The 26,243-nt window shown below is 56.0% G+C and carries 17 protein-coding genes; 7 read left to right on the top strand and 10 right to left on the bottom strand.

The features are described from left to right. Nucleotides 1-45: 45 nt before the first annotated feature. Nucleotides 46-1,764 carry an endo-1,4-beta-xylanase gene (locus ACF8AM_RS21290; RefSeq protein ID WP_392557585.1) on the top strand — a complete coding sequence of 573 codons (1,719 nt, stop codon included), beginning with the start codon at nucleotides 46-48 and terminating at the stop codon, nucleotides 1,762-1,764. 412 nt (nucleotides 1,765-2,176) lie between these two features. Here ACF8AM_RS21290 and ACF8AM_RS21285 read toward each other — a convergent pair whose 3' ends face one another. Next, entirely contained in the window at nucleotides 2,177-2,803 is a 627-nt protein-coding gene (locus ACF8AM_RS21285) for a DJ-1/PfpI family protein (RefSeq protein ID WP_392557584.1), read from the bottom strand. Nucleotides 2,804-3,223: 420 nt separating this feature from the next. Between ACF8AM_RS21285 and ACF8AM_RS21280 the strand changes: the two genes are divergently transcribed. Further along, a complete protein-coding gene (locus ACF8AM_RS21280) occupies nucleotides 3,224-5,860 on the top strand; it encodes a flagellin hook IN motif-containing protein (RefSeq protein WP_392557583.1) in 2,637 nt (878 codons plus the stop codon). A 24-nt stretch (nucleotides 5,861-5,884) separates the two neighbouring features. Here the strand turns inward: ACF8AM_RS21280 and cydB are convergent, their stop codons facing one another. The 5 genes from cydB to ACF8AM_RS21255 form a co-directional block, all read right to left on the bottom strand. Further along, on the bottom strand, nucleotides 5,885-6,913 hold the full coding sequence (gene cydB, locus ACF8AM_RS21275; RefSeq protein WP_392557582.1) for a cytochrome d ubiquinol oxidase subunit II: 1,029 nt from the start codon (nucleotides 6,911-6,913) through the stop codon (nucleotides 5,885-5,887). Beyond that, the gene (locus ACF8AM_RS21270) at nucleotides 6,910-8,385 is read right to left on the bottom strand and encodes a cytochrome ubiquinol oxidase subunit I (protein WP_392557581.1); all 1,476 of its coding nucleotides are present in this window, start codon (nucleotides 8,383-8,385) and stop codon (nucleotides 6,910-6,912) included. Before ACF8AM_RS21270 ends, cydB begins: the two co-directional genes overlap by 4 nt. A gap of 197 nt (nucleotides 8,386-8,582) precedes the next feature. Next, nucleotides 8,583-10,016, bottom strand: coding sequence for a DUF1501 domain-containing protein (locus tag ACF8AM_RS21265; protein WP_392557580.1), 1,434 nt, complete (start codon nucleotides 10,014-10,016; stop codon nucleotides 8,583-8,585). Between the two features lie 266 nt (nucleotides 10,017-10,282). Then, nucleotides 10,283-13,507 carry a DUF1553 domain-containing protein gene (locus ACF8AM_RS21260; protein ID WP_392557579.1) on the bottom strand — a complete coding sequence of 1,075 codons (3,225 nt, stop codon included), beginning with the start codon at nucleotides 13,505-13,507 and terminating at the stop codon, nucleotides 10,283-10,285. A 69-nt stretch (nucleotides 13,508-13,576) separates the two neighbouring features. Further along, entirely contained in the window at nucleotides 13,577-14,683 is a 1,107-nt protein-coding gene (locus ACF8AM_RS21255; protein WP_392557578.1) for a 6-bladed beta-propeller, read from the bottom strand. 137 nt (nucleotides 14,684-14,820) lie between these two features. Here ACF8AM_RS21255 and ACF8AM_RS21250 point away from each other — a divergent pair, with 137 nt between their 5' ends. Beyond that, nucleotides 14,821-15,558: a helix-turn-helix domain-containing protein gene (locus tag ACF8AM_RS21250; RefSeq protein ID WP_392557577.1), complete on the top strand. Its 738-nt coding sequence runs from the start codon at nucleotides 14,821-14,823 to the stop codon at nucleotides 15,556-15,558. A gap of 197 nt (nucleotides 15,559-15,755) precedes the next feature. Here ACF8AM_RS21250 and hemW read toward each other — a convergent pair whose 3' ends face one another. Genes hemW through ACF8AM_RS21235 form a run of 3 tightly spaced genes read right to left on the bottom strand, consistent with a single transcriptional unit; the run spans nucleotide 15,756 to nucleotide 18,569 of the window. After that, nucleotides 15,756-16,925, bottom strand: a complete 1,170-nt coding sequence (hemW, locus tag ACF8AM_RS21245; RefSeq protein ID WP_392557576.1) for a radical SAM family heme chaperone HemW — start codon at nucleotides 16,923-16,925, stop codon at nucleotides 15,756-15,758. 1 nt (nucleotide 16,926) lies between these two features. Further along, a complete protein-coding gene (locus ACF8AM_RS21240; protein ID WP_392557575.1) occupies nucleotides 16,927-17,766 on the bottom strand; it encodes an MBL fold metallo-hydrolase in 840 nt (279 codons plus the stop codon). Further along, nucleotides 17,766-18,569, bottom strand: a complete 804-nt coding sequence (locus ACF8AM_RS21235) for a segregation and condensation protein A (RefSeq protein WP_392557574.1) — start codon at nucleotides 18,567-18,569, stop codon at nucleotides 17,766-17,768. The genes ACF8AM_RS21240 and ACF8AM_RS21235 overlap by 1 nt, the downstream gene beginning before the upstream one ends. Nucleotides 18,570-18,891: 322 nt before the next feature. On the opposite strand from ACF8AM_RS21235, the gene ilvN reads away from it, so the two are divergent. The 3 genes from ilvN to ACF8AM_RS21220 all read left to right on the top strand — a co-directional run bounded on the left by ilvN (nucleotide 18,892) and on the right by ACF8AM_RS21220 (nucleotide 21,132). After that, nucleotides 18,892-19,431, top strand: coding sequence for an acetolactate synthase small subunit (gene ilvN / locus ACF8AM_RS21230; RefSeq protein WP_007339870.1), 540 nt, complete (start codon nucleotides 18,892-18,894; stop codon nucleotides 19,429-19,431). A gap of 62 nt (nucleotides 19,432-19,493) precedes the next feature. Then, nucleotides 19,494-20,498 carry a ketol-acid reductoisomerase gene (gene ilvC, locus ACF8AM_RS21225; protein WP_392557573.1) on the top strand — a complete coding sequence of 335 codons (1,005 nt, stop codon included), beginning with the start codon at nucleotides 19,494-19,496 and terminating at the stop codon, nucleotides 20,496-20,498. A 4-nt stretch (nucleotides 20,499-20,502) separates the two neighbouring features. Then, on the top strand, nucleotides 20,503-21,132 hold the full coding sequence (locus ACF8AM_RS21220) for a DUF4254 domain-containing protein (protein ID WP_392557572.1): 630 nt from the start codon (nucleotides 20,503-20,505) through the stop codon (nucleotides 21,130-21,132). A gap of 279 nt (nucleotides 21,133-21,411) precedes the next feature. Here the strand turns inward: ACF8AM_RS21220 and ACF8AM_RS21215 are convergent, their stop codons facing one another. Next, nucleotides 21,412-22,248: an amidohydrolase family protein gene (locus ACF8AM_RS21215; protein WP_392557571.1), complete on the bottom strand. Its 837-nt coding sequence runs from the start codon at nucleotides 22,246-22,248 to the stop codon at nucleotides 21,412-21,414. 369 nt (nucleotides 22,249-22,617) lie between these two features. Here ACF8AM_RS21215 and metH point away from each other — a divergent pair. Then, a partial coding sequence (gene metH / locus ACF8AM_RS21210; protein WP_392557570.1) for a methionine synthase occupies nucleotides 22,618-26,243 on the top strand: 3,626 nt, incomplete at its 3' end.

Genomic DNA, 26,243 nt, shown 5'->3' with positions numbered 1-26,243 from the left:
CCAAAGGATCTCCATTTTCCGGATGATTCCAGTGGCCGTCGCATCATGTTCTCCTCAAAACATCGATCGTTGTTTGTTTCGTGCTTGGTTCTGTTTTCGCTTGTGTTGGGAGTCCACCGGCAGGCGTCAGCCCAAGGGGTGTTTCCGGGTGATCGGCTGAAGGAGTTGGCTCCACCCAACTTCGCCATCGGCGGAGTGATGGGCGGGTACGACACCGACTCACTCGACACGCCGGCCCTTGATCTGGCTCGTTCGGAGTTCAATGCGGTGACGGCAAAGGCGTTCATGCCATTTGGTCCTTGGACCGATCCGGCTCAACCGATCGATACTTCGGGACTGACTCAAAACGTTGCTTGGGCGGTTCAGAACGGAATGCAGGTTCACGCTCATGTATTGGTCTATCCGACCGAGAATGTTCGACTGCCTTGGTTTCAAAACCTTCCCAACGAAGACGTCGAGCAAGTTCTGCAGCAGTACACCTCGACGATGGCGGGCAGTGTGTCCGGCGGTGTTTGGGTGTGGGACGTTGTCAACGAAGTCATTGGTGACAACGGCGATGTGATGGATGCCGATGGACTTCGGATGGGGCTTGGTACAGGTGAGAACTTCGTGCCGTACAAAGAGTACGCGGCGATGGGGCCGGACTACATCGCGAAAGCGTTTGAGTGGGCTCATAATGCCGACCCCAATGCGTTGCTGATTCTCAATGAGTACTCCGCCGAAACGGTCAACGACAAATCGGATCGGTTATTGGCGTTGTGCAAGCGACTGCGAGACCAAGGTGTTCCAATCGACGGAGTTGGTTTTCAAAACCACTGGCTCGATCTCCGTTACGAACCCAACTACGACAGCATCCGCGAAAACTTTCAGCGGTTTGCCAACGAGGGTTTTCAGGTCTTCATCACCGAATGCGATGTGGCCGCCGTGCACACGGAAGATCCATCGGGCAGCCCGCCGTCGCAGGAACAACTTCAGCGACAAGCTCGCGTGTTTTCGAACCTGTTGCAGATCGCGCTCGAGCAACCTGCGTGCAAGTCGTTCTTGATGTGGGACTACACCGATGAGACCTCTTGGTTGCAGGACACGGACTTCACATTGACTTTGGCGGATCGTCGTCCGGGGTACTCGGACACGGTGATTCCACCCGGAACATCGATGTTCGCAACACCGATCGCAGGCGGCGATGGCGTCGTTCCGATCTCGCCGAAGTTGGCGTATTTGGAGATGCAGGCGACGCTTTTGAATCGGCCTTTTGACACTTACCGGGTGACGAGCGGTTGGGAGTGGGAAACGTCCTACTTGGCTCGCTTTGGCCAACCCAATTCAGATGGCCAGTTCGTTCCGGGCACCGACGTTTATGCCGAGCGCTTGGACGATCAGTCCGAGACGTGGTCCAGCTTGAAGTGGGAATTGGAACGGATTGATGCGAGTGCCTATCGCATTCGCAACCTGTGGGGCGATGGGGCGGATTATCTGACTCGGCAGCCCGACCCCAACGACGATCCCAGTCAAATTCTTCCCGGCAGCACCGTCGGGATGCAGGCCCTCAATGAAGCTTGGACGAGCCAGCAATGGTTCTTCATTCCGGCCGGCAACGGTGGCTTTCGATTGGTCAACGGATGGGCACCCGAAGACGGTGTGCTGACCCGCGAGGCTCAGGGCCAGAACTCAGCCGGCGACTATGTTCCGGGCCCTGAGGTTCGTTTGCATCCACCCGCGGATTGGTCCAGCCAGGTGTGGTACTTCCACCGCATCGGCCAATGAGTTGAACGAACCCAGTCGCCCACGCCCGCTAAAAGGGGACGGCCCGCTAAAAGGGGACGCGCCTGCTAAAAGGGGACGGAGGTCAAATTGCCAGGCGGTGCACCTGGGAGTTGTTCTTTTGCATTCGGTTTTGTTGGCCAAAAGCCTTCATCATCGTAGCCTGGGGCATCGCCCCAGGAATCGAGAACGATGGGAAATGTGTTGGCCAACGGCCAGCATCAACCCACATGTTCTGAATTGAATTTGGCCATTGGCCAAAATGGGGCCGTGCTCTCCTGGTCCAGGGGCGTTGCCCGCTGGCTATGTTGAAGATGGCCGTTGGCTATTCAACGAACAATCGCAACTTCAAAACGTGCAACCGGGGCTCACGCCCGAACGGTTCTCATGGTTCTGTCCGCCAATTCCTGTCTGCTTAGCTCTTGGAATCGCGAGCGGCTTCGAGTTGTTGGATCCAGGGCGCGATGTAGAAACCGTTGTCGCGGTAGGTGCGTCCGCTGACGAGGTTGCCGTCGATGACGCATGGTTCATCAACGAAGACGCCGCCGCAAACTTCTAAGTCGAATTGGCACTTCGCAACCGTGGCCATTCGGCGTCCGCGAACTCGATCGGCGTAGGCGGGGATCTCGACTCCATGGCAAACGCTGGCGATGGGTTTGTTGGTGTCAAAGAAGTGTTGGGTGATTCGCACCAAGTCGTTGTCGTAACGGATGTACTCCGGTGCTCGGCCGCCTGAGAAGAAGATGCCCGCGTAGTCGTCTTCCTTCACCTCGGAAAAGGGAACGTCGCAATCCAGCGTGTAACCTTCCCATTCTTTGGTGATTGTCCAGCCTGGTTTCACCTCGTGCAGGACCAGTTGGTAGAGACGCTTTTCGGGTGCGGTCACGACTGGTTGGAATCCGGCTTCTTGCAATCGGTAGTACGGATACATCGTGTCCAACAATTCGGTGGCATCGCCGATGACGATCAGCACTTTTTCCATGACGAAATCTTGTGGTTTGGTGGTGGGACTGGTCGAGTGGCAACCGTTCGTCTGAGCCAAAACGACGTGGGAGGTCGGTACTTTAACCTGTCGAAGGTTGCGGCCCCAACAGGTCGAGTCGCTGGGCTGAGGAGAGGTTGCGGCTCGAAAGTAGCGGCGAAATTGCCTCCCGATGGCGTCATTTTGATTTTGATGGTGGAAAAAATCGCGTGTTTGTGCGGCTTCAGATCGTTTTTTGACCTAGAGTTCAGGTGCTGGCTCAGCAAAAGTCAGTTTTGGGGCCGGGGGGTTCCTTCTTAGGAGACATGGGCAGTTTGCTGTTCCAATCCAAGTACCCCTACGATGACAATCAGCTCCAGTACATCAACGAGTTTCGCTAGTCGGTCTCTCCTCGTCGAGAATTTCCAACTGAGTGCCCGGACATCCACTCAGGCCGAATCCGAAACACTCTTCCGTCGCGTGGACACCACGTCTGACCGGGTGAATTCTCTGGTCGCTGGCATCAGCGAAAAGCTATTGGATGCAGCTCGAACCGGTCGTTCATTCACAAACCTACAGGGTAGCATCGACACGGCCCTGGCTGAAATCAGTGAGCATCTTGGGCAATCGCTGACGTTGGGCGGATCTGCGAACGCCGTGGTGAGTGGTCTGGATACCAGTCAGCTCCGAGACTTGGAGATTCTCTCGCTGCCGCCGAATGCATCGGCTCGTTTTTCGGGTGGGCTCACCCAACAGGCTGGCAACGCCGAAATCATGATCACCGATGCGGGGCGGTTGCAGGGTGGCGGCACCCTCGATGTGAAGGTTGGCGATTCGGAACGGCGGATTCAATTTCAACCGGGACGTTCCATTTCCGGCATGGCTCAACAAATTAATTCTTCGAAGAACGTTGGAGTCAATGCGATCGAGCTGAATGGGAAGTTGCGTTTGACATCGCGAAGTTCTCAGTCGTTGGAAGCGACCGTTCGTCCAATCCGCACCGGACGCAACTATGGTGACAATCAGCTCTTTGGTGTGAACGAGTCGCAGGTCGACAATGTCGATCTGAGTCGTTTGCCGAAAGGCGTCTCAAAAACGATTCAAGGGCAAGTGGACTCGGTGGCCACGGTTGCGAGACTGACCTATCAAGGCAGCACTGGCGGTTTGGTATCCGGATCGGCGAACTTTGATTTGACGGGAGATCTTGGGACCGCCAATGTGGAAACCACTCGGGGTGAATCGTTGATTTCATTTGCAGAGAAGATCAACAATCTTTCTGCGTTCACCGGTGTCAAAGCAGAAGTCAACGGAAACGAGCTTCGTCTTGTATCGCAGTTGCGTGGTGACGACGCGGAAATCCGGCTGTCCAACGTCGTTCGTCAGTTCCGGCCGACGATTGAAGGCGTCAATGCAGCACAGATCTCTCGGTTTGATTTGCAAAGCATCGCAGACGGCGCCGAGGTCACTTTGTCGGGGACCGTCAACACTGCTGCAGACACCGCCAAGTTGCAATATCAAGGCAGTGGAGGCAAGGTGGTCGACACCGCCGTGTTCACCCTTTCCGGCGAACTGGGCAGCGAGCAATTCGCGATCGTTCAAGGGGAAACACTGACGGATGTTCGTGACCGAATCAATGCGGAGACGGAATCGACGGGAGTGACTGCGACAATTGATGGCGACACCCTTCAGTTCAGTGGGCAAACGGTCGGATCATCGGAAAGCATTCAGGTGACATTGGACGACATCACTCAGTACGTCGATGTGGACGGAGTCAACGCAACTCAAATTCAAGGGTTCACGGTGAACTCATCGGAGCCCCGCTCGACCAACACTCTCAGTGGCACCGTCGACCAAACGGCCACCAAAGGACAACTGACTTACGATGGTTTTTTTGGGGCCGCAACAAGCAACGCCACCTTCAACCTCACTGGTGAATTAGGCACCGCAGAAATCGAAGTGTCGACGTTTCAATCGCTCAGTTCGCTTCGAGATGAAATCAATGACCAGACTGGTGACACAGGAGTGGTCGCGAGGGTATCAGGAAGCACTTTGACATTGGAAAGTCAGAGCGAAGGGTCCAAGGGCATCGTCGAAGTGGATGTGACTTCGGGATCGTTCAATATGGATGGCGGTGACGGCAATGGAAGCGTCTCGGGCACGGACGCCCAACTCACCATCAATGGTGAATCGGTGACCGCCGACGGAAACCATGTCGACTATGCGGATTCACTGGGCTCATACTCCTTTGACGTGCAGTCTGGGTTCACGGGAGCGATCGATCCGATCGAAGTGACCACCTCGGATGGCAGCTTCGATCTTTCAGGAGCAGATGAAACTGGAGCGGCTTATGGGGTTGATGCAGAGGCCAACTTCAACGGCCAGACCTATATCGCCGACGGCGACCAATTTGACATCACGATCGATTCTGCTGAGATGAGCTTTGATGTTGAACCAGGATTTTCGGGTGCGATCGACCCAATCACATTGCGTTCAGAGGAAGATGAGTTTTCTGTCACAGGTGGTGACGGCAATGGCAATGCGTACGGACAAGACGGGCAGGCAACCATCAACGGCGAAACCTACACGTCAGCGACCGATACCTTTGCGATTTCCATCGGTGACAGTTCGATCGACCTCGCATTTGTTGACGGGTATCTCGGTGCCTTCGACGCGTTTGATATTGATTCGGAGGCCACCGCTACCCGTCGCACTGGTTCTCCGAGCACCTATAGCGCATCAGCTAAACGCGAGCAATTTGCGATCAACGGTCAAGAAGTCGAAAAGGTCAACGGGCGTTATGAATTCGAGCAGGACGGTGTTCGAATCGGCTTTCAACTCGCCGAAGGTTTTCGTGGCAGCTTTGACAACTTCACCATCACCGCCGATGGCGCGGCTTCAGAGCCGTATCGCGCGTCTCAGTTGTCACCTTTGACGGGCACGACGCTGAGTGCAACGCAAAACGCGTTGGCCGATCTGTTTCAATTGGCGACGGGCGGAAAGTACGACAGTCAAAATGCTGACGCGCTGGATGCCTACAACGTGGCCAAGGAAGCGTTGTCCAATTTGCAATCGATGTTTGGTGTTTCCTCCCGACAAGGGCGTTCGCTCAATGGGTTGCTGTTCGACCAGAGTGCATGAGCGGCGCGAAAGACCAACCCGTGCTCAGTAACTATTGGGATCGATTCGGACTTTCCCTCGGAAAATCCAGTAGATCACAATCGTGTAGCTAAGCACGCAGGGCATTCCAAGTCCGGCGATGATCAGCATGATCTTCAGCGTGCCTTCGCTGCTTCGAGCATTGTCCAGTGTGATGCTGTAGGCGGGGTCAATCGTCGACAGCATGAAGTTGGGATAGATCGCGACGCTAAAGAGAGACGCCAACGCCAAGATCACCATCGCGGAAGAAAAGAACGCGTACGCTGGTTTGCCCAGGTGCATCGCCCGGGGAATGTTCAAAACAGCCAAAGCGTTGAGGATGGGAACGATCCAAAGGATCGGGTAGTTGGCAATGTTCTCCGTGGCATGAGGCACATGCCACCAAGTGGCAAGGGTCGCGAGCAAGTACATTCCCGCGAACACATAGAACAGAGGTGTGATCGCGGATCGGACTCGGCTCTGAAGTTCATGCTCGGTTTTGAGATACAAGTAGATTGCACCGTGCAGTGCAAACAGCGAAACGGTCAGCAGGCCGATCATCAACGGGTACCACCCCAGTTGGCTCAGCAGGCTGCCTTCGTATTGATATTTGGGCCCAAGTTGCATTCCCTGCATGACGTTTCCGCCGGCGACGCCTAGCAACATCGCGGCGGAAATGGACGACAGAAAGAAACCGAAATCCCACAGTCGTCGCCAGGTTGGCGAGTGAACTTTGGAACGGAACTCAAGGCTGACGGCTCGGCCGATCAAACAGGTCAGAAGCAGGTAGAACGCGAGATAGAAACTGCTGAACACCGTGGCGTAAGCAACGGGGAACGCAGCAAACAAGGCGCCCCCAAAGGTCACCAGCCAGACCTCATTCCCGTCCCAAAGCGGTCCGATGGAGTTCATCACCAGTCGGCGTTCTTGATCCGTCTTTGCAAGAAACGGATGAAGGATTCCAACCCCGAGATCAAAACCATCCAAGATTGCATAGCCGCACAACAGCACGCCGAGCAACACAAACCAAACAAACGTCAGGGTTTCGTAACTCATGTCGAGTCCTCCTCGAGAAAGTCACCCCCGTGTGATTTTCCAGTCCGTTCAAACTGTTCCGACATCGAATTTTTTCGCGTGGTTTGTTTGTGTTCCAACAATGCCTCGACGCTTTCGGGGCCGTGCTGAATCTTATGGTTCAGAACGAACACCCAGACAGCAAAAAGCATCGAGTAGATGATTCCAAACAGAATGATGGAGCTGAGGACTTGTTCGGCAGTCACGGATTCGCTGAGTCCATCGGCGGTCCTCAAGCCCATCATCTCCACACCGTCTTGAACGGAGGGATAAACAATCCATGGCTGCCGCCCCACTTCGGCGGTGATCCACCCCGCTTGATTCGCGGTCATCGCGGCAACGGGCATGAAGACAATGACCCACAGCAACCAACGTCGCTGTGGCAAGGAATCGCGAAACCAGAACCAACAGGCCAGTCCCGCGACGCCGATCATCATGGTGCCTAAACCGACCATCAAGTGAAACGTTTGAAATGGCAACCAGACCGGAGGCCGTTCATCGGTGGGGATTTGGTCCATTCCCGGCACAGGTTCCATGGGGTCGTTGAAAGCCATCAGGCTCAGCAGGTAGGGGATCTGCAGTCCAAAGTGCACGGTCTCGTTTTCTGCATCTGGCCAACCGAAAACATAGAGCCCGGTGGGTTCGTCGGTGGTCTCGAAGTGAGCCTCCATCGCCGCAAGTTTGGCGGGTTGGGTTTCGACTAATTTTTGTGCTGAGTCGTGCCCGGTTGCGGCGGCAAGAATCGTGAACACCAGAGCGGTGGGCAGTGCGATCGACAAACAGCGACGAGCAAAATCTTCATGTCGCCGTTTGAGCAAGTAGTAGGAGCATACGGACGCGACGAAGAAGGCTCCCAGGACAAAAGCACCGATCAACGTATGCGTCAGCCGGTCCACCGAGGAAGGATTGAACACCATGGCCCAGAAGTCAGTGACTTCTGCTCGTGGCATGGACTCGCCTTGCACGTCATGCCAAACAATGTGGTATCCCGCTGGCGTTTGTTGCCAACTGTTGGCGACCACAATCCAAACCGCGCTGAACATCGAACCGAGAAACACCATCAGGGTGCTGAACAAGTGCATGGTCGGCCCGACGCGGTCCCAGCCAAACACCAGCACGGCCAAGAAACCGCTTTCTAAGAAGAACGCAAAGATGCCTTCGGCGGCCAATGCCGATCCGAACACATCCCCAACGAATCGTGAGTAAGCAGCCCAGTTGGTGCCAAACTCAAATTCCATCACGATTCCTGTGGACACACCCATCGCGAAATTGACTGCGAAAACCCGAGTCCAAAACCGAGCGGCGGCTTCCCAAGCCGGATTGCGAGTCCGATAGGAGGCGAGTTCGCAGAGAAACAACTGCAGTCCCAGCCCGATCGACAGGGGCGGGAACAGATAGTGGAACATGATCGTTCCCGCGAACTGCAGCCGACTGAGAATCTCAACGTCCATCATGGGAGTTATCCTCGGATTGATGTCGTGGTGAATTCACCTCGCGAACGACGTTGTGTCAGGATAGGAAATATCGCAAGGGCCAATACGCAAAAGATCACGAATGATTATTGCAGGACGGATCGCTTCGAAAAGCTGTGGCGAAGCGTCACACGCGGTCGACCGTCGCAACGGTCGTCTGCCAAAGAGAGCCTTTGATCTCAAGCCAGAATGTCGCGAACGACGTGGCCGTGCACATCGGTCAGTCGGAACCGGCGGCCTTGGTATTTGTAGGTCAGTCGCTCGTGATCGATGCCCATCAGGTTCAGGATCGTGGCATTGAAGTCGTGCACGTGGACACCATTTTCGGCCACGTTGTAACTGAACTCATCCGTCGTTCCGTAACTCATTCCGGGCCGAGTTCCGCCGCCAGCCATCCAGGTTGTGAAGCAACGCGGATGGTGATCGCGGCCATAGTTGCCTGGGGTCAACGTGCCTTGTGAGTACGACGTGCGTCCAAATTCGCCGCCCCAGATGACCAGGGTGTCATCCAGCATTCCTAGACGCTTGAGGTCCTTCACCAGTGCGGCGGACGCTTGGTCGGTTTCCTTGGCTTGGCCAGTGATTCCCTTGGGCAGGTTGGAGTGTTGGTCCCAGCCTTGATGGTAGAGCTGGATGAACCGAACGTCTCGTTGTGCCAATCGACGAGCCAGCAAGCAGTTGGCGGCGAAGGTTCCCGGTTGCTTGGCGTCTTCGCCGTACAATTCGAATGTCGACTCCGGTTCGTCAGAGAAATCTGTCGCGTCAGGCACGCTGGTTTGCATCTTGAACGCCATCTCGTACTGAGCGATCCGCGATTGGATCTCCGGATCAAATTCGCGTTGATACTGGTGCGAGTTCAAGCGGTTGATCGAGTCGAGCTGTTGACGGCGATGATCGCGTGAAATTCCATCGGGGTTGGACAGATACAGCACGGGATCTTCACCGCCCCGGAATTGGACACCTTGGTACTTGGAATCCAAAAATCCATTGCCCCACAAACGTGAGTAAAGCGGTTGGCCGCCTTGGCCTTTCGTGACCAGCACCACGAAGGCGGGAAGGTCATCGTTTTCGCTGCCTAGGCCGTAGGAAATCCACGAACCGAGCGATGGCCGGCCAGCGATCTGCGATCCGGTTTGAAAGAACGTGATCGCGGGGTCATGGTTGATTGCTTCGGTGTGCATCGATTTGATGAAGCACATATTGTCAACGATGTCGCGGTGATACGGCAGCAGTTCACTCAGCCAAGCACCGGATTGACCATGTTGAGCAAACTTGAACTTGGAAGCCGCGACCGGCAACGAGCTTTGGTTCACCGACATGCCGGTCAAGCGTTGCTCGCCCCGAACCTCGGGAGGCAATTCACGTCCGTGCATTTGTTCGAGCATCGGCTTGTGATCGAACAAGTCTTGTTGGGCAGGGCCGCCGGATTGAAACAAGTAGATGATCCGTTTTGCTTTGGGAGCAAAGTGCATCCCGCCAAGATCGGCAGTGGGTGTCTCAGCCGAGGCCATGTCACGTCCGAGCAAGTGCGCGAGTGCGGCGGCACCGACGGTGGAGGTGGCTTGCTTCAAAAAGACACGGCGTTTGGATTGCAGTGAGAAATCAGGAGTCATGATGGGTTCCCTCGCGTGAAAGATGGCGAGACAGGTGGTGGCGTGGAAGGGTGGGAAGAGGCAGGATTGTTTGCCGAGGAACTCGTTCGAAATTTGGGACCACGGGGTGAAGGATCTTTGACAATCCGAATGCACAAGCGAGGGATTCGATGTGGTCCCTCGCTCACGCGTCGGGTTTTGATTTTGTTGCCGGTTGGCCACTCTTGCCCGACCCCCGCAACTCTGACGGGCAAGAGTGCCCGTCTTACATTCGGTAATCTGCCTGTTTAGCGTTTCCAAATCGTCGCGTCCAAGTTCAGGATGACTTGGCACAGTGAGGTCGTGGCAGCGAGTTCGGCGAGGGATACGTCGTTGGGTAATTCGCGTTCACCGATCGACAGGTAGCTTTTGGCTGTCTCGATGTCTTGCTTGAAAAACGTTTGCTCTTGTTGATAGAGTTTGACCAGTTCTTCCAGTTCGGTTGCATCGGGACGTCGTCCGGCCAATTGCAAGAAAGCGTTCTCGATTCGTTGTTCGGGTGCCTCGCTGCTCATCAAAGCGGTTGCCAGTACCCGAGCGGCTTCGATGAATTGTTCATCGTTGAGCAGCACAAGTGCTTGCAACGGCGTGTTGGTTCGCGATCGTTTGACCGTGCAGACTTCACGGGACGATGCGTCGAAGACCATCATGTTGGGAAGCGGTGCGGTGCGTTTCCAAACCGAATACATCGACCGTCGGTACAGCGATTTGCCAACCGATTGTTGATACGGCGGCGACATCCCGTTGGATTCTCGCCAGAGGTCTTGGCCCGGTTGATAAGGCGACACCGGAGGTCCGCCCATTTCGGGATTCAGTAATCCAGAAGCGGCCAAGGCGAGGTCGCGAATTTGTTCGGCGGCGAGTCGATAGGACGGGCCGCGGGCAAGCAATCGATTGGTCGGGTCGCTATTGAACTGTTCCTGCGTGCAGCGGGAGTCTTGACGATAGGTCGCCGAGAGCACGATGTTCCGGCACAGGCGTTGGATGTCCCAATCGTGATCGACAAAATCGCGAGCCAACCAATCGAGAAGCTTGGGATGAGTCGGCAGGTCTCCTTGCAAACCAAAGTTCTCGGGCGTGCGGACCAACGGGGCGGCGAAGAAGTTTCCCCACAGTCGGTTGACGGCAACGCGAGCGGTCAACGGGTGCTCGGGATGCGTGATCCATTGGGCCAACCCGAGGCGATCCTTGGAAGCGTTCTCAGGGAATGGAATCGGGATGGCTTTCAAGACCGTTCGTTCGACCCGTGTGGTTTGGTCGGTTTCGGCATCGTATTCCCCGCGTAGCAACAGGTGCGTTTCGCGAGGTTCGTCCATCTCACGCATGATCGGGATCTCTTGGATAACTTCTTCGGCCATTACGAATTCATGTCGAGCCTGGCGAAGTTGAGCAAACGCTTTGCGAGCGTTTGGATCCCATGCGGATGCGAACGTGGCTGCGTCAGCGGGTCGAGCTTCGCCCGTCGCTAAGACTTGCAGTTCAAGCGATGTCAGGTTGCGTTCGTAAAGACGGACATCATCGATCAAGCCACCCGCGAACCCGCGAGCTCGGAAGCGTTGGCCGATCACGAATTCACCACCGTGATCCACCACGACGTTGCATGATTTTTTCAGCTCGTCACGCAGTGTCACCGTTTCCAGTTCGCGACCGTTGAGGAAAAGCTTCAGCCCTGATGCCTGGGACGATCCGTCATAGGTAGCCGCGACTTGATGCCATTGGTTCGCTGGGATGGGTTTCACCGTGCGAACGCTGATGGCGTTGCCCGGCCAAACCCGAGCCATGCGTGATTCGAGGTGACCGTCTTGGATCGTCAGGTCGTATCCGTTGTAACCGCAGTCGGTTCCACGAGTGTGATGGACGATCAGGCTGCGTTCGGGCGAGCGTTCAGGATCGTTGAGCGTGACAACAACGGTGAATGGTGTCCAACGATCAAGTGGTTCGATGTCATGTGTGGTCACCCCGCGTTCGCCATCCAGTTTCAATGCCATCCGGTTGCTTGGGGGATCGGGGTTTTCTGGTGTCGCTTCTTTGGAAGCGTCTTTGGCAGCCGAGCGGGCTTTTTCGTCATCGGCGAGCGTGGGATTCAGGCGAGCGATCTCACAGTCTTCGACGGGCACCAAGTCACACATCTTCGCCCAAGATCGATCGGACTCGGACGGGTGATAAATGGCTTTGACGGCGTTGTCGAAACCTTGATCAAACGCCAACGCGAGTCGCAGGTCGGGAATGTTGTCGGCGGTGATGGAGGTTGCTTCGCTGGCATGGAAACGCTTCTTGGCATCCGCGGAAACGGATTTGTATTCGCGTTCGGATGTGGCCAATTTGGTGCGCGCCAGCTCAAGTGCCGCGGATTCTTCTTCGGTAGGAAGCAGCATCGACGGGCAAGGGACTTTCTCGGTACGGTCGTAAACGCCGCTCTCGTCGATCGAATTGAAGAATGCTGAGAGCGAATAGAATTCACGAGCGGTGATCGGGTCGTACTTGTGATCGTGGCAACGTGCACATTCCAATGTCAGTCCCATCACGGCGGTGCTGAAGGTGTGAACTCGATCGGCTGCATTCTCAATTCGCCATTCTTCAAAGACCGCGCCGCCTTCGTTGTTCAGGCGATGAATGCGATTGAACGCGGTCGCCAGTCGCTGGTCTCGCGTGGGGTCATCCAATAAGTCGCCGGCGATTTGCCAGGTCAAGAAATCGTCGTACGGAAGGTTTTGGTTCAGGGCGCGAACGACCCAGTCACGGTAGGGCCACTGGGTGTTGAGCTTGTCGCTTTGATAGCCATAGGAATCGGCGTAGCGAGCGACGTCGAGCCACGCGATCGACATGTGTTCGCCGAACGCGGATGATTGCAGCAATTGATCGACCGCATCGGCGAACGCTTTTTCGCGATCGGTTTGGACGGCTTGCTCGAAGTTCCGGATGGCTTCCGCCGACGGTGGCAATCCGGTCAGGTCCAAGGTGACTCGCCGCAACCATCGCAATGGATCCGCTTCCAGGTTGGGTTCATGCCCGGTTGCTTCGATCTTCGCCAATACAAATTGGTCAATGGTTTGCTTGGGCCATTCAGTCTGTTTGACCTGCGGTATTTCCACCGTGCGAGGCAATTTTTCGAACGACCAATGTGCCGCGTAAGGAGCTCCCTCTTCGATCCAACGCTTCAGTAGATCTTTTTCCTCGTCGGTCAGTTCCAAATTCGCGTGCGGTGGTGGCATCACGAGGTCTGGATCATCGCTTTGAACACGATCCAGAAGTTCGTCCGATTCCAAAACGTACGCCGCGTCTTCGCGGATATCCAAGCGCAGGTCCGCTTCCCGAGTGGCTTCATCGGGACCGTGGCAGAAGTAGCAACGGTCCGAAAGAATCGGGCGGATGTCACGGTTGAAATCAATGTCGTTGGCCGCGAAGGCAACGGTGCAACTCACCGTCGGCCAAACGAGAAGCAAAAGTAGGAAAGAACGAATCGAAACGAACATGCTGAACTAGCAACTGTGGGGAAGGGTGCAGGGGTGCCGGAGGGCCGGGCGGACAGACTTCGGCGCAGACTAAATGCGTTCGAGTTTGATCGGCGGCGTGTGGTTGGCGTTCCACTGGCACACGTACAGGTTCTTGTCTTCGTCGACGCAAACATCGTGACCGTGCATGATCGGCTGGCTTTCCAGTTGGTATGACTTTTGGAGCACGCCATCGACATACTCGGGTTCGGAACCGCCTGGGTTGGAAACGACTTGGTCGCCTTCCAAGATGGTCATGAATCCCGTGTGACCGGCCCAAGGCGACCCTCCCGAACGTGGTTGGGACCAGCAGACTCCTGCGTACAAGTTTTGGTCGTCGATGACCGGGCGACAGACTCGCATGTTCGGCAGTGAAACTGTCTTCACGTACTGGCCGTCCAGCGTGAAGTACTTGAAGCAACATTCACTGCGTGAGGTGCAGACGATCAAAGGTTGATTCGGGTCACGGGTGTCGAGTGCGACTCCGTGGGCGTTCTTCAGATTCATGTTGGGGTCTTCGTTGTTGTGCCCACCCCAGTGGCGAATGTATTCGCCGTTGCTGTTGTACTGAATCACATAGTCTTTGCCGTAGCCATCAGCCACGTAGATGTCGCCATTGGGACCGACTGTGGTCTCGGTTGGACAGAACGGATCGCCGGCGTTGTAGATGCCAATGGTTTGTGGGTGCCCAATGTCAAACAGGATGCGGCCGTCCAATGACATCTTGGTCACGCGGCCGTTGTTGCGGATCGCTTTGCCGTTGCGATCCAGCGTCCATCCTCCATCGGTGATCAACAGGAACTCTTCGTCACCTTCGTCCATCAGGCTGAGGCCATGACCGCCGGGGAAGATGGTTCCCCAGGCATCCAGAAGCTTGCCGGACTTGTCAAAGACGAGGATGTTGTTGTCGGTGTGGTCGCCGATCATGAACAGCCGACCGCTTTTGTCTTGCACCATTTCGTGACAGTTGAGCAGCGGCGTTCGGAGTGAGCTGATTTGGGCCCAATCGCGAATCACGCGATAGCGATAGTCACCGTGCCCGATGATCTCAGGTTCGTCCTTGGGTGGCGCGGCGGTCAACGTGCGAGTGGCAGCGGTCGCGGCGAGAGCGGTGACGGCGGATTTTTGCAAGAAGTTGCGGCGGGGTGTCTGGGACAAATTCAAGATCCAGCAGAGGCGATGGGATGCGAGCGAAGCGTGGTCCCGCTCGGGAATGAATGATCTCGCAGGCTAGTTTCGCTGGGAAAACGCTGGCTGTCTTGCATGAAGCGATTATTCTTGTGTAAAAAAGCAGCATGAAAAAGACACTCAATAGACAAGCGTTTTTCGCTCGCTTGGCTCCCGGGCAGGAGATATTGAAGCTGTTCGATTGGATGCCCGATGTGTCGTTTTTCGTCAAAGATCGCGAGGGCAGGTTCATGGCGCTCAATCGCCGCGGCTGTGAGTACTGCGGCGTGTTGTCTGAGTCGGAAGCAATCGGAAAGACCGATCACGACTTCTTTCCGAAGACACGGGCGGACGAATACCGCGAAGACGATTTGCAGGTGATGGAATCGAAGGAAGCGATCATCAACCGAATCGAAAGTGCGCCCGAAGAAGCGGGGTCGCCGCGGTTGGTCACGACCAGCAAGATTCCGCTGAAGGATCGTCGTGGACGTGTGATCGGTGTGGCCGGTTTTTCACGTCAAGTCGAGCGGATGCAATCGGGCAGCGCGGACTCGTTGGAAAATGTGATGCAGTACATCCACGCTCACTATCGCGAAGACATTCCGACGGGGCACTTGGCTGAGATGGCAGGGTTGTCGGCAAGCCATTTTGAGCGGCGATTCCGATTGGCGTTTGGCGCTTCACCACGACAGTATTTGATTCGTGTTCGAGTGGAGAACGCGGCGAGATGGTTGCGAGAAACGGACGAGCGTGTGACCACGATCGCGCAAAGTTGCGGCTTCTACGACCACGCACACTTCAGTCGAAGTTTTCAGCGGATCATGAAGATGTCGCCGACGGAGTATCGCAAACGCAAACAGAGTTGAACGCCGCTTCCACAGAGTAGAACAATTGTCCTCAATTGTTCCGTCGGGCAACGTTCCCTGCAGGGCCATCCCGAGGTTCAAACAAACGGTCTTCCTGATCTTCCATCGCGTGAAGCAAAGATGTTGACGTTGCTTTCATTCGCATCCTGTGTTTCTACGAAGCGACCCAGCCACGCAAACAGTTGAGGTCAACGGTTCTACTCTGGCTCGGACAGCAGAGCGGTTGCGACGGTGTCCGCAAACAAGATGCCGCGACGGGTGAGCCTGAGGTGGTGGTTTTCGTGCGTGACCAATTCCATCGACTGAAGTGTCGTCAGCGTTTTCGCAAGCAAGGTTTCCAGGTTGATTGAAGTGCGGTCATCAATCGTGGAAAGATCGATCCCGTCGAGTTGACGCACGCCAAACGCCGCCAGTTCACGAGCGTACTGTCCCAGCGTGATGGTCTCGGTTTCGTCGGTTGCATTTCCACTGGCCAGCATGCGTTTGAGATACGTCGTCGTGCTGCGATGATTGACTTCGCGTCGACCGTCGACGAAGCGTGCTGCTCCGGGACCAACGGCGTGCCAACCACGTCCCGCCCAATAAGCCAGGTTGTGTTGGCATCGCGTGGCAGCTCTTGCGAAACTGCTGATCTCGTATTGCAGCCAACCGTCGCTTGAAAATTGCTGTTGAGCGGCTTCGTACATTTGCAGTTCCAGCGTCTCATCAGTTTCCGATAGATCGCCGCGCGAACGCCGTGACCAGAAGGACGTGCCTTTTTCGAATGTCAGGGCATAGGTGGAGACATGCGAGATCGAGGAGGCTGCCGCGATCGACAAATCCTTTTGCCAAGTCGCGAGAGATTCGTTCGGGGCACCAAAGATCAGATCGATCGAGACATTGCCGACTCGTTGGTGAGCGGATTCGATCGCAGAAAGTGCGATGGATTCGTCATGGCCGCGTTCGAGGCATCGCAGTTTTTCGGTGTCAAACGACTGAACGCCGAGGCTGATTCGATTGACGCCAATGGCTTGCAAAGCATCCAGGCACTCGGGCGAGATGTCTTCGGGGTTGGCTTCCGCGGTGATCTCAGCGTCATCCGTGATCCGGAATGCATTCGAGATCGCGCGATGCAGTCGTTGCAGATGTGCGGCTGACAAACGCGTTGGCGTGCCACCGCCCAAGAAGATTGTTTGCAGCGGCAATTCTCGCAAGGAGTTGTCGATGCCATTGAGTTCTTTCTCGACGGCATCAATGTATTGATCTTGCAGCTCGTCGCGACCAGCGATCACGCTGAAGTTGCAGTAACCGCAACGATGACGACAGAACGGAACGTGCACATACAGCGACTGTGGTTGGGGCCAGCCGCCGGGAGGAATGCACGTCATGTTAGATCCAAAGTTTCAGCCGGTCGTCCAGCATGCCGGGCAATGCTTTCTTGACAAAGCGTCGGATTTGGACGTCGGTGTAACGCGTGCTGGCGTGAGACCCGATGATCAATTCGTTTTGAAAGTTGTCCGCTCGTTCGCGATAGTCATCCACGTGCATGTGACCATGTTTATGGATTTTCGATCGGCGATGTTCGGGCGCAGCAAACGTGAGTTCGCTGATCAGAATCTTGGACTCATAGAACTCGGGATTGTTGTCCAATCCCTTGGGTGACGTGTCGCCGGTGTATGCGAACACGGGCACGCGTTGCTCGGTCGTGATTTCGGTGCCGGCCATCTTCAGGTCGCGAATTTTTTCGCCGGGCAGGTCCAGGTACTCGGGTTTGAGTTTGTGTCGACGTTGATAGACGATGAACCCGAGTGCATCGATCGTGTGATGCACGTTCATGGATTTCACAACGTACTCACGACCAATTTTGGTTTCGTCGCCATCCAGCAATCCGATCAACTCACACGGCATCGCGCCACGATCGAGACTGCGGAAGGTTTGCAACATCTTCCACGCCATGTCGACCGCTGAATCGGGCAGGTAGATGATCGGCGGATCCATCTTCATCATTCGCCGCCGGGACACATACGCTGGAAGGGCCGCGATGTGGTCCAGGTGCGCGTGCGAGATGAACATGGTCGGTGTGCCCATGAAGTCCCAGGGTTGGACCCCGACATCAAAGAGCAGCTTGAGTTCGTTGACTCGCCAGCAGGTTTGGACCGCGGCGCGCGAATAGCCCTCGATCGTCAGTCCATCATGGACATGCGAGAGAATGGGGATGTTTTCAACCATCAACGCATCCGGATCGGCATGTTGCTGTTGTCGATCGAGCCGGTGCCGTAGTTGTCGACTTCGTTGACGTTCAAGTTGTCAGAGTAATTTTCGGTCCGCACGACTTCGATTTCGCCTTCCTCGTTTTGGTCGACCGCGGCACCGTGGTGCCGCGTCAGTTCCAGCATGGCGAGGAACCAACCGATGTAGGCTGATTTGTGTTGCCCGGGGGGCACCAAGTCGACCAGCGGAACGCGGGGTTGGACCGCCAGTTCGGTGTGAATTTTTTGCATGTAGACGTGAATGGGGGTGTCGTCGTAGATGACCTCGGTTGGCGGCGGCCCGGCGGATTCACGCATGATCCGTCCGAAGGCACTGACCAAGTCCCAGATTTCCAGTTCCACGATAGGCTGGTCGGCCGGATCGTTTCGGCGGGTGGGAAGGTCGTCTGCGACACGCTCAAAACGGGTTTGCCAGCGAGCGGACATTTCGTCCAGGACTGCCGCCGCGTCGCGAATTTCTTTGTACTGCAGCAGTCGCTCGACCAGAGATTCGTGGGTGTCTTCGACGGCTTCCTCGGCGGTTTCGTCCTCGATTTTTGGCAGGACCGCTTGGCTTTTCATTTCCACCAGGGTGGCGGCCAATTCCAAGAAATCGCCCACTTCGGCCAAATCGAGCTCCTGGAGCACATCCAGGTGAGCCACATATTGGTCGACCACTTTGGCCAGCGACATCTCCGTCAGCGACAGCTCCTGGCGGCGAACCAAGTACAGCAGCAGATCGATTGGCCCTCGGTAGACCGGCAAATCGATGCGAAAGCTCATGCGGCGGGTCGCTCGGAGGCAAAAAGGAGTGAAAGTGGGTGATGAAGGGACAATAACGAGAGCTTCGGGTTCGATCGGCGAGCCGGTTTCGGCAGAATCCCGCTCGGCGGTGAAGTGTCCGCGAACATTTGGAGGCTGGAAGCGGTCTGTCCCGGCGGATCGAGCAGCGAGTTTGCAGCGTTTGTCTCGCAGCCCTTGGCAGCGTCAACCTCCAAAATTATCATGCGTCGCTCTTGATCGCGACCCTTCCCTTGTAATTGTCGCGTCTTCGACGCGATTGGCGATCTTTTTTGCTCTCACATGGCGACTCACAGGCACATCCATGGCCAGTCCCAACCAACGTCATTTGCTCTCGGCTCTCGTTCAAAACGTGCCCGGAGTGCTTGCACACATTTCCGGAATGCTCGCTTCCCGCGGCTACAACATTGATTCGTTGGCTGTCGGTGAAACCGAAGACCCCACCCTTTCGCGAATGACGTTTGTCGTTGTCGGCGACGACCAAGTCCTCGACCAAGTCCGCAAACAGCTCGAAAAAATCGTCACGGTCGTGCGTGTGCTGGATATCAGCTCCAACGATTACGTTGAACGCGACCTTCTGTTGGTCAAAGTCACGGCTCCTGCAGGTGGTGTCCGCAGCGAAATTCGCGAGTTGGTCGACATCTTCCGTGGACAAATCGTCGATGTCGGCGAAGGGGAAGTGATGATCGAAATCAGCGGCCGAGCCAACAAAGTCCAGGCTTTCATCGAACGAATCGATCGCTATGGCATCGTCGAATTGGTCCGCACGGGCCGCATCGCAATGGTTCGCAGTGGTTCGCAAGTCACCTCGAGTGAGCCTGCTGCTGAAACCGTCCAAGCCTAACCTCAAATTCGTTCCGATCCCCTTCCAAATCATCTTTCCCCACACACTCTGAGTGACTTCTGATGGCAGCCACCATTTACTACGAAAACGACGCCGACCTGTCCCACCTGAAAGGCAAGAAGGTCGCGATCTTGGGTTACGGTTCGCAAGGACACGCCCAAGCTCAAAACCTGCGTGACAGCGGTTGCGAGGTCATCATCGGCCAACGGGCTGGCAGTGCGAACTACGACTTGGCCGTCTCGCACGGGTTCGAGCCCATGTCGATCGCCGACGCTACCAAGGCAGCCGACGTCATCAACGTGTTGCTTCCCGATGAAGTTCAAGCGGACATCTATCGCGATTCGATTCGTGACAATCTGTCCGAAGGCAACGTGTTGATGTGCTCGCACGGTTTCAACATTCACTTTGGTCAAATCGATCCTCCCAAGGGCATCGACACTCTGCTTGTCGCTCCCAAGGGCCCCGGCCACTTGGTCCGCAGCGAGTATGAAAAGGGCGGCGGTGTTCCTGCATTGATCGCACTGGGCGAAGGTGCTTCGGAAACCACCAAGCAAATCGGTTTAGCATACGCCAAGGGCATCGGCGGAACTCGCGGTGGTGTCATCGAAACCACTTTCGCAGAAGAAACCGAAACTGACTTGTTCGGCGAACAAGTTGTCTTGTGCGGTGGTGTCAGCGAATTGGTGAAGGCCGGTTTCGATACGCTCGTGGAAGCTGGTTACCAACCTGAAATGGCTTACTTCGAGTGCATGCACGAACTGAAGCTGATCGTTGATTTGTTGTACGAAGGTGGTTTGAGCTACATGCGATACAGCATCAGCAACACTGCTGAGTACGGCGATTACGTCACCGGTCCACGTATCATCACCGATGAAACCAAAGCCGAAATGAAGAAGGTTCTCGAAGAGATTCAACAAGGCGAGTTCGCTCGCAAGTGGATCAGCGAAAACCGTGCGGGTGCTCCTTTCTTCAAGGCGACCCGTCGTCGCGAACGTTTGCACGGTGTTGAGCAAATCGGTCTCGGCCTTCGCCGTATGATGAACTGGATCGACGAAAAAGAAGTTTGATCCGGTGAGCGGCCCCGCTGACGATTCAGGCCGCATTCCAAAGGTCACCGGTTCGGTCCAAGACTGGACGCAATTGCAGATCGATTGTGTCCGCCGGTGGCACGATGAACCCGTGGCCAACCCGCATTCGGGTTGGCTGGGTTGGGTGTGCCAGCAACACGCTTTCAATTTCAAGTTGTGGCACGAAGAAGACGTCGCACGCAATCCAAACGTGACCGACGCTCGCATTGCGGAAGTCAAACGGTCGATCGATCGGCTGAATCAACAGCGAAACGATTGGATTGAAAAGCTGGACGATGCGATCACGGAATCCATCCAGCAATCGGATGTCGTGGTTCCTGAGAACGCTCCGATCAACACCGAGACGCCCGGCAGTGCGATCGACCGGTTGTCGATTATGTCGCTGCGTTTGTTCCATTACGCCGAGCAGTTGCAACGGCAGGATGTCAATGCCGAGCACCGATCCAAGGTGGAGGCGAGGTGGTTGCTTTGCCAAGTCCAACACGCGGATCTGTCAGCGTCGTTGCAAACGTTGATCGATGACATTTTCGCTGGTCGCAAACGTCACAAGACGTACCGCCAAATGAAGATGTACAACGACCCCAGCCTCAACCCCGAGATGTCGGGATCGTAGGCCAGGTTGTACCTGGCGGTGGTGATTGGCCGGTTGTTTGCGATCTTGCGAATGCTGTTGGGACGCCTCGCTTTGTTCCAAAGCATCGGTTGGGATGCCATGTGGAACATGGCCTACAGATCTCCGTAGCCGGATTCGCCAAGAATTCGGACGGGCATGGGGGAGCCGTGTTGGTTAGCAACCTGTAGCACGGCGGTCTCCGCCGTGAGTCCCCCTCGGCGGTGGCATCCGGCATTGCATCCATCACGTTCCGAATTCTTGGTGAATCCGGCTACATCTTTATGCGTCCAACCCGTAGGCCTTGATCGCGTTGCCGGCGAAGAAGGCGGCTTGTTCGTCGTCGCTCAGTTCCGAGGCCAATTCGCGAACGGTGTCCAGCCATTGCTTGTGGCCGGTGCGAAGCAAGCACACGGGCCAGTCACTGCCGAACATCAGACGCTGCGGCCCGAACGATTCCAATGCAACGTCCCAGTACGGACGAATGGTTTCGATGTTCCATTCCGCGTCGCGAACTTCGGTGGCCACGCCAGAGAACTTGCAGGTCAGGTTTTCGCGGCGGGCGAGCTCTTTGAAGTGAGGTTCCCACTGGGGATCCATCGTGCCGCCTGAGATCGTTGGTTTGGCAATGTGGTCGACCACCATCGGCAAACTTGCGTGGCGGTCTGCGAAATCGATCGCTGCGGGGAGCTGTTTGGCGAAGATCAGAATGTCATAGACCAAGTTGTGTTGGCTGAGTAGCGAGACGCCGTGGTTGAACGCTTCGCCGTCGAGAAAGCGATCGTCCGGTTCGTCCTGGACAACATGTCGCATGCCGACAAACTGGTCGCGTCCCGAGATCGACTCCAACTGCGATTCGATGTCGGAATCCGCTAGGCCGATCCAGCCCACCACGCCACGAATCAGGGGTTCTTCGGAAGCGATTTTCAACAGGTCATCGGTTTCCTGCATCGACTGACGAGCCTGAACGCTGACGAAGCCATCCACCCCACTTTCCGCGGCGAGCTCGCGCAATTGTGCGGCGAGGAAGTCTTGGCGCAGAACGCTCATGTCGTCGCTGATCCAGCCGTATTCTTCTGGATCGTAGGCCCAAAGGTGGTGGTGCGAGTCAATCAACATGTCGATTTTCTCTATAGAGAAATGGGGCGTGGAGAAGGTTTTTGGCGTGCGAGACACGCTGGAGGCACATCCTATCTCGTAGCGTCCGCAAGGGAACCTGAAGGCTGGTGGGAGTGTCCTGCTCGTGCGGCAAAGGGATGCGGCGAACGGGGGCCTGGAGGTTCACTGCCGGTCCCGCGTTCACTTCGGTGGAGAACCACCGAGCTCCGGTCGCACTCGTTGCCCCATTTGAAATTTGCTGTCGTCTCCGCCGTTCGGGTTGCTCGTTTGTTAGCGGACGACGAAGATAGCGGTTCAAAGGTGCCGGAAAAGTTCGTCTTTTCCAGAGCCATATTGATTCCCATCCTTCCGCCTGCTTTTGGATCATCCATGTTGCAAGCTTCTTCCACTGACCAGCTTCTCGCCGAACTCATCCGTGAACGCATCTTGATGCTTGACGGTGCAATGGGAACGATGATCCAGCGCCTGGAGTTGGACGAAGCGGCGGTGCGCGGGGACCGGTTCGCAGACCACCACAAGGACTTGAAAAACTTCTCGGACATCCTGTGTCTGACGCACCCTGAGAAGATCACCGAGATCCACTCGAAGTACTACGAAGCTGGCAGCGACATCGTTGAAACCAACTCGTTCGGGGCATCACCGATCGGGATGGTGGAGTTTGATTTGCCGCTGGAATTGGTCAACGAGATCAACGCGGCCGCCGTTGCTTGCGCTCGCAAAGCCGCGGACCAGTGGACTGAAAAGACACCCGACAAACCTCGCTTTGTTGCTGGTTCGATCGGGCCGACAACGATGCAGCTCGCCATCAGCACCGATGTCGAGGACGCTGCCTTCCGAGCGACCACGTTCGACAAGTTGGCCGACAGCTATTACGCACAAGTGAAATCGTTGTGCGAAGCCGGCGTGGATATCCTGCTGCCTGAAACCGCCATCGACACGTTGAACCTGAAGTCGTGCCTGTTCGCGATTCAGCGTTACTTTGACGAGGGCGGTCGGAAGGTTCCTGTGATGGTGTCGGGGACGTTTGACAAAGGGGGGCGAACGTTTGTGAGTGGTCAAAGTGTGGAAGCCTTTGTCACCGCACTATCGCACTTCCCCTTGCTGTCGGTCGGAATGAACTGTGCGCTCGGCCCGGACATCATGCGTCCGCACGTGGAGGAAATGTCCAAGGCGACTGGGCTTCCAATCAGTTGCCACCCCAACGCTGGATTGCCCAACGAGATGGGCGCATTTGACTTGGACCCCAAACCAATGGCCGAGATCGTTGGTGAGTACGCCGACAACGGTTGGATCAACATTTTGGGCGGGTGCTGCGGAACCACTCCCGATCACATCCGTGAGATGACGGAACGGGTCAAGGGACGCAAACCGAAACAAGAAGACAAGGGCGGTCCGGTATGGACTCGGTTGTCGGGTCAGTTGCCGATGGTGATGCGGCCTGAAATCCCTTTCACGATGGTCGGCGAACGCACCAACGTGACCGGCAGTCGCAAATTCGCTCGTTTGATTCGCAACGAAGAATACGACGAAGCGGTTGAGGTGGCACGCGAACTAGTCGAGAACGGTGCAACGATCATCGTCGTGTACTTCGATGTTGCGTTGCTCGATGGCGTCGAAGCCATGACGCGATTCCTGCGTCTGATCGCAGGTGACTCGGTCGTGGCCGCGGTTCCCGTGATGATCGACAGCAGTCGCTGGGAAGTCATTGAAGCTGGTCTGCAAAACGTGCAGGGCAAAGCGATCGTCAACTCGATCTCTCTGAAAGATGGCGAGGAAGAGTTCCTCCGTCGTGCAAGGTTGGTGCGCCAATACGGTGCCGCGACGGTGGTGATGGCGTTTGACGAAGAAGGTCAAGCCGCCGACGAAGACAGCAAGGTTCGAATTTGCAAACGAGCGTATGACCTGTTGGTCAACAAGGTCGACTTCCCACCCGAAGACATCATCTTTGACCCCAACATCCTGACGGTTGCGACCGGGATGGAGGAGCACAACAACTACGCGGTTGATTTCGTCAACGCGGTCGAGCGGATCAAGAAAGAATGTCCTGGTGCAAAGACCAGTGGCGGCGTCAGCAACATCAGTTTCAGCTTCCGTGGCAACGATCCAGTTCGCGAAGCCATCCACAGCGCGTTTCTGTACCGAGCGGTGAAAGCCGGTTTGGACATGGGCATCGTCAATGCCGGCCAATTGGAAGTCTACGAAGAAATTCCCAAGGATTTGTTGGAATATGTCGAGGACGTGCTTTGGAATCGCCGCGATGACGCGACCGATCGGATGTTGGAATTCGCCGAGACGGTCAAAGGCAGCGGTAAGAAGAAAACCGGTGAGGACTTGGCGTGGCGTGAGCTGTCGATCGAAGAACGCATGAAGCATGCCCTGATCAAAGGCATCGACAAGTACATCGTCGACGACACCGAAGAAGCACGCCAGCATTACGACAAATGCTTGCACATCATTGAAGGCCCGTTGATGGCTGGGATGAGCGTGGTCGGTGATTTGTTTGGTCAGGGCAAAATGTTCTTGCCGCAGGTCGTCAAATCCGCTCGCGTGATGAAGAAGGCAGTCGCTTATCTTGAACCATTCATGGAACAGGAAAAGGTCGACGCCGGAACCCAGGATTTCAAAGCCCGCGGCAAGTTCTTGATCGCGACGGTCAAAGGCGACGTGCACGACATCGGCAAAAACATCGTCGGCGTCGTTCTGCAGTGTAATAACTACGAGGTCATCGATCTCGGCGTGATGGTCGCGGCTGAAAAAATCCTCGAAGAAGCGGTCAAGCAAAACGTCGACATGATCGGGCTGAGCGGTCTGATCACGCCTAGCCTTGATGAAATGGTACACGTCGCCCGTGAGATGAAACGAAACGACATTTCGATTCCGCTGCTCGTCGGCGGGGCGACCACCAGTGCCAAACACACCGCCGTGCGTATCGCTCCCGTAATCGACTCGCCAGTAATCCATGTTCTCGATGCGAGCCGCAGCGTTGGAGTGGTCGAGAAACTGCTCAGCAAGGATTCGCGGGAAGGTTTTCTCGAAGCCAACGTTCAAGAACAAGCCAAACTCGCGGCGAGCTTTCGTGACCGGCAGCAGAAACTCGTCTCGTATGAGGACGCGTTCGCGAATCGCTTTGCGACCGACTGGGATTCGGTGCGAGTCGACAAACCGGAGTTCACCGGCACGCGGGTTTTGGAAGACATCGATCTCGCTGAGATTCGTGACTACATCGATTGGTCACCGTTCTTCTCGACATGGGAACTGCGAGGCAAGTATCCGAAGATTCTCAAAGATGAAGTCGTCGGTGAGCAAGCACGCGAATTGTTTGACAACGCGAACAAGATGCTCGACAAGGTCATTGCGGAATATTTGTTGGCCGCGAAAGCGGTCTACGGGTTCTTCCCGGCGGCGTCCGAAGGCGACGACATCATCGTGTACAACGACGACAGCCGCACGTCGGAGAAAACGCGATTCCACTGCCTCCGACAACAGTGGGAACGCAAAGGACAGAAGCACTATCGATCGCTCGCCGACTACATCGCACCGGTCGACAGCGGACGCGAAGACTACATCGGTGGCTTCGTCGTGACGGCCGGGCTCGGCGCCGATGAACTCGCCGCTAAGTACCGCGCCGAACACGACGACTACAGCGGGATCATGGTATCGGCGGTCGCCGATCGATGTGCCGAAGCGCTCGCCGAGTGGCTGCACCGGAAGGCTCGGATCGAATGGGGCTACGGATCCGAAGAAAGCTTGACGCGAGAGGAACTGATCGCGGAAGCCTATCGCGGCATTCGTCCGGCGGCGGGTTATCCGGCGTGCCCGGATCACACGGAGAAACGAACGTTGTTCGATCTGCTCGATGCAGAAAACACAACGGGCGTTTCACTGACCGAGAGTTTTGCGATGACGCCGGGTGCGGCCGTCAGCGGACTGTATTTCGCTCACCCCGAGTCGCGTTACTTCAGCGTCGATCGGGTCACCAAGGACCAGATCGAATC

The organism is Rhodopirellula sp. JB055 (assembly GCF_043100905.1).
Taxonomy (GTDB): domain Bacteria; phylum Planctomycetota; class Planctomycetia; order Pirellulales; family Pirellulaceae; genus Rhodopirellula.
This window is presented reverse-complemented; position numbering and strand designations above follow the sequence as displayed.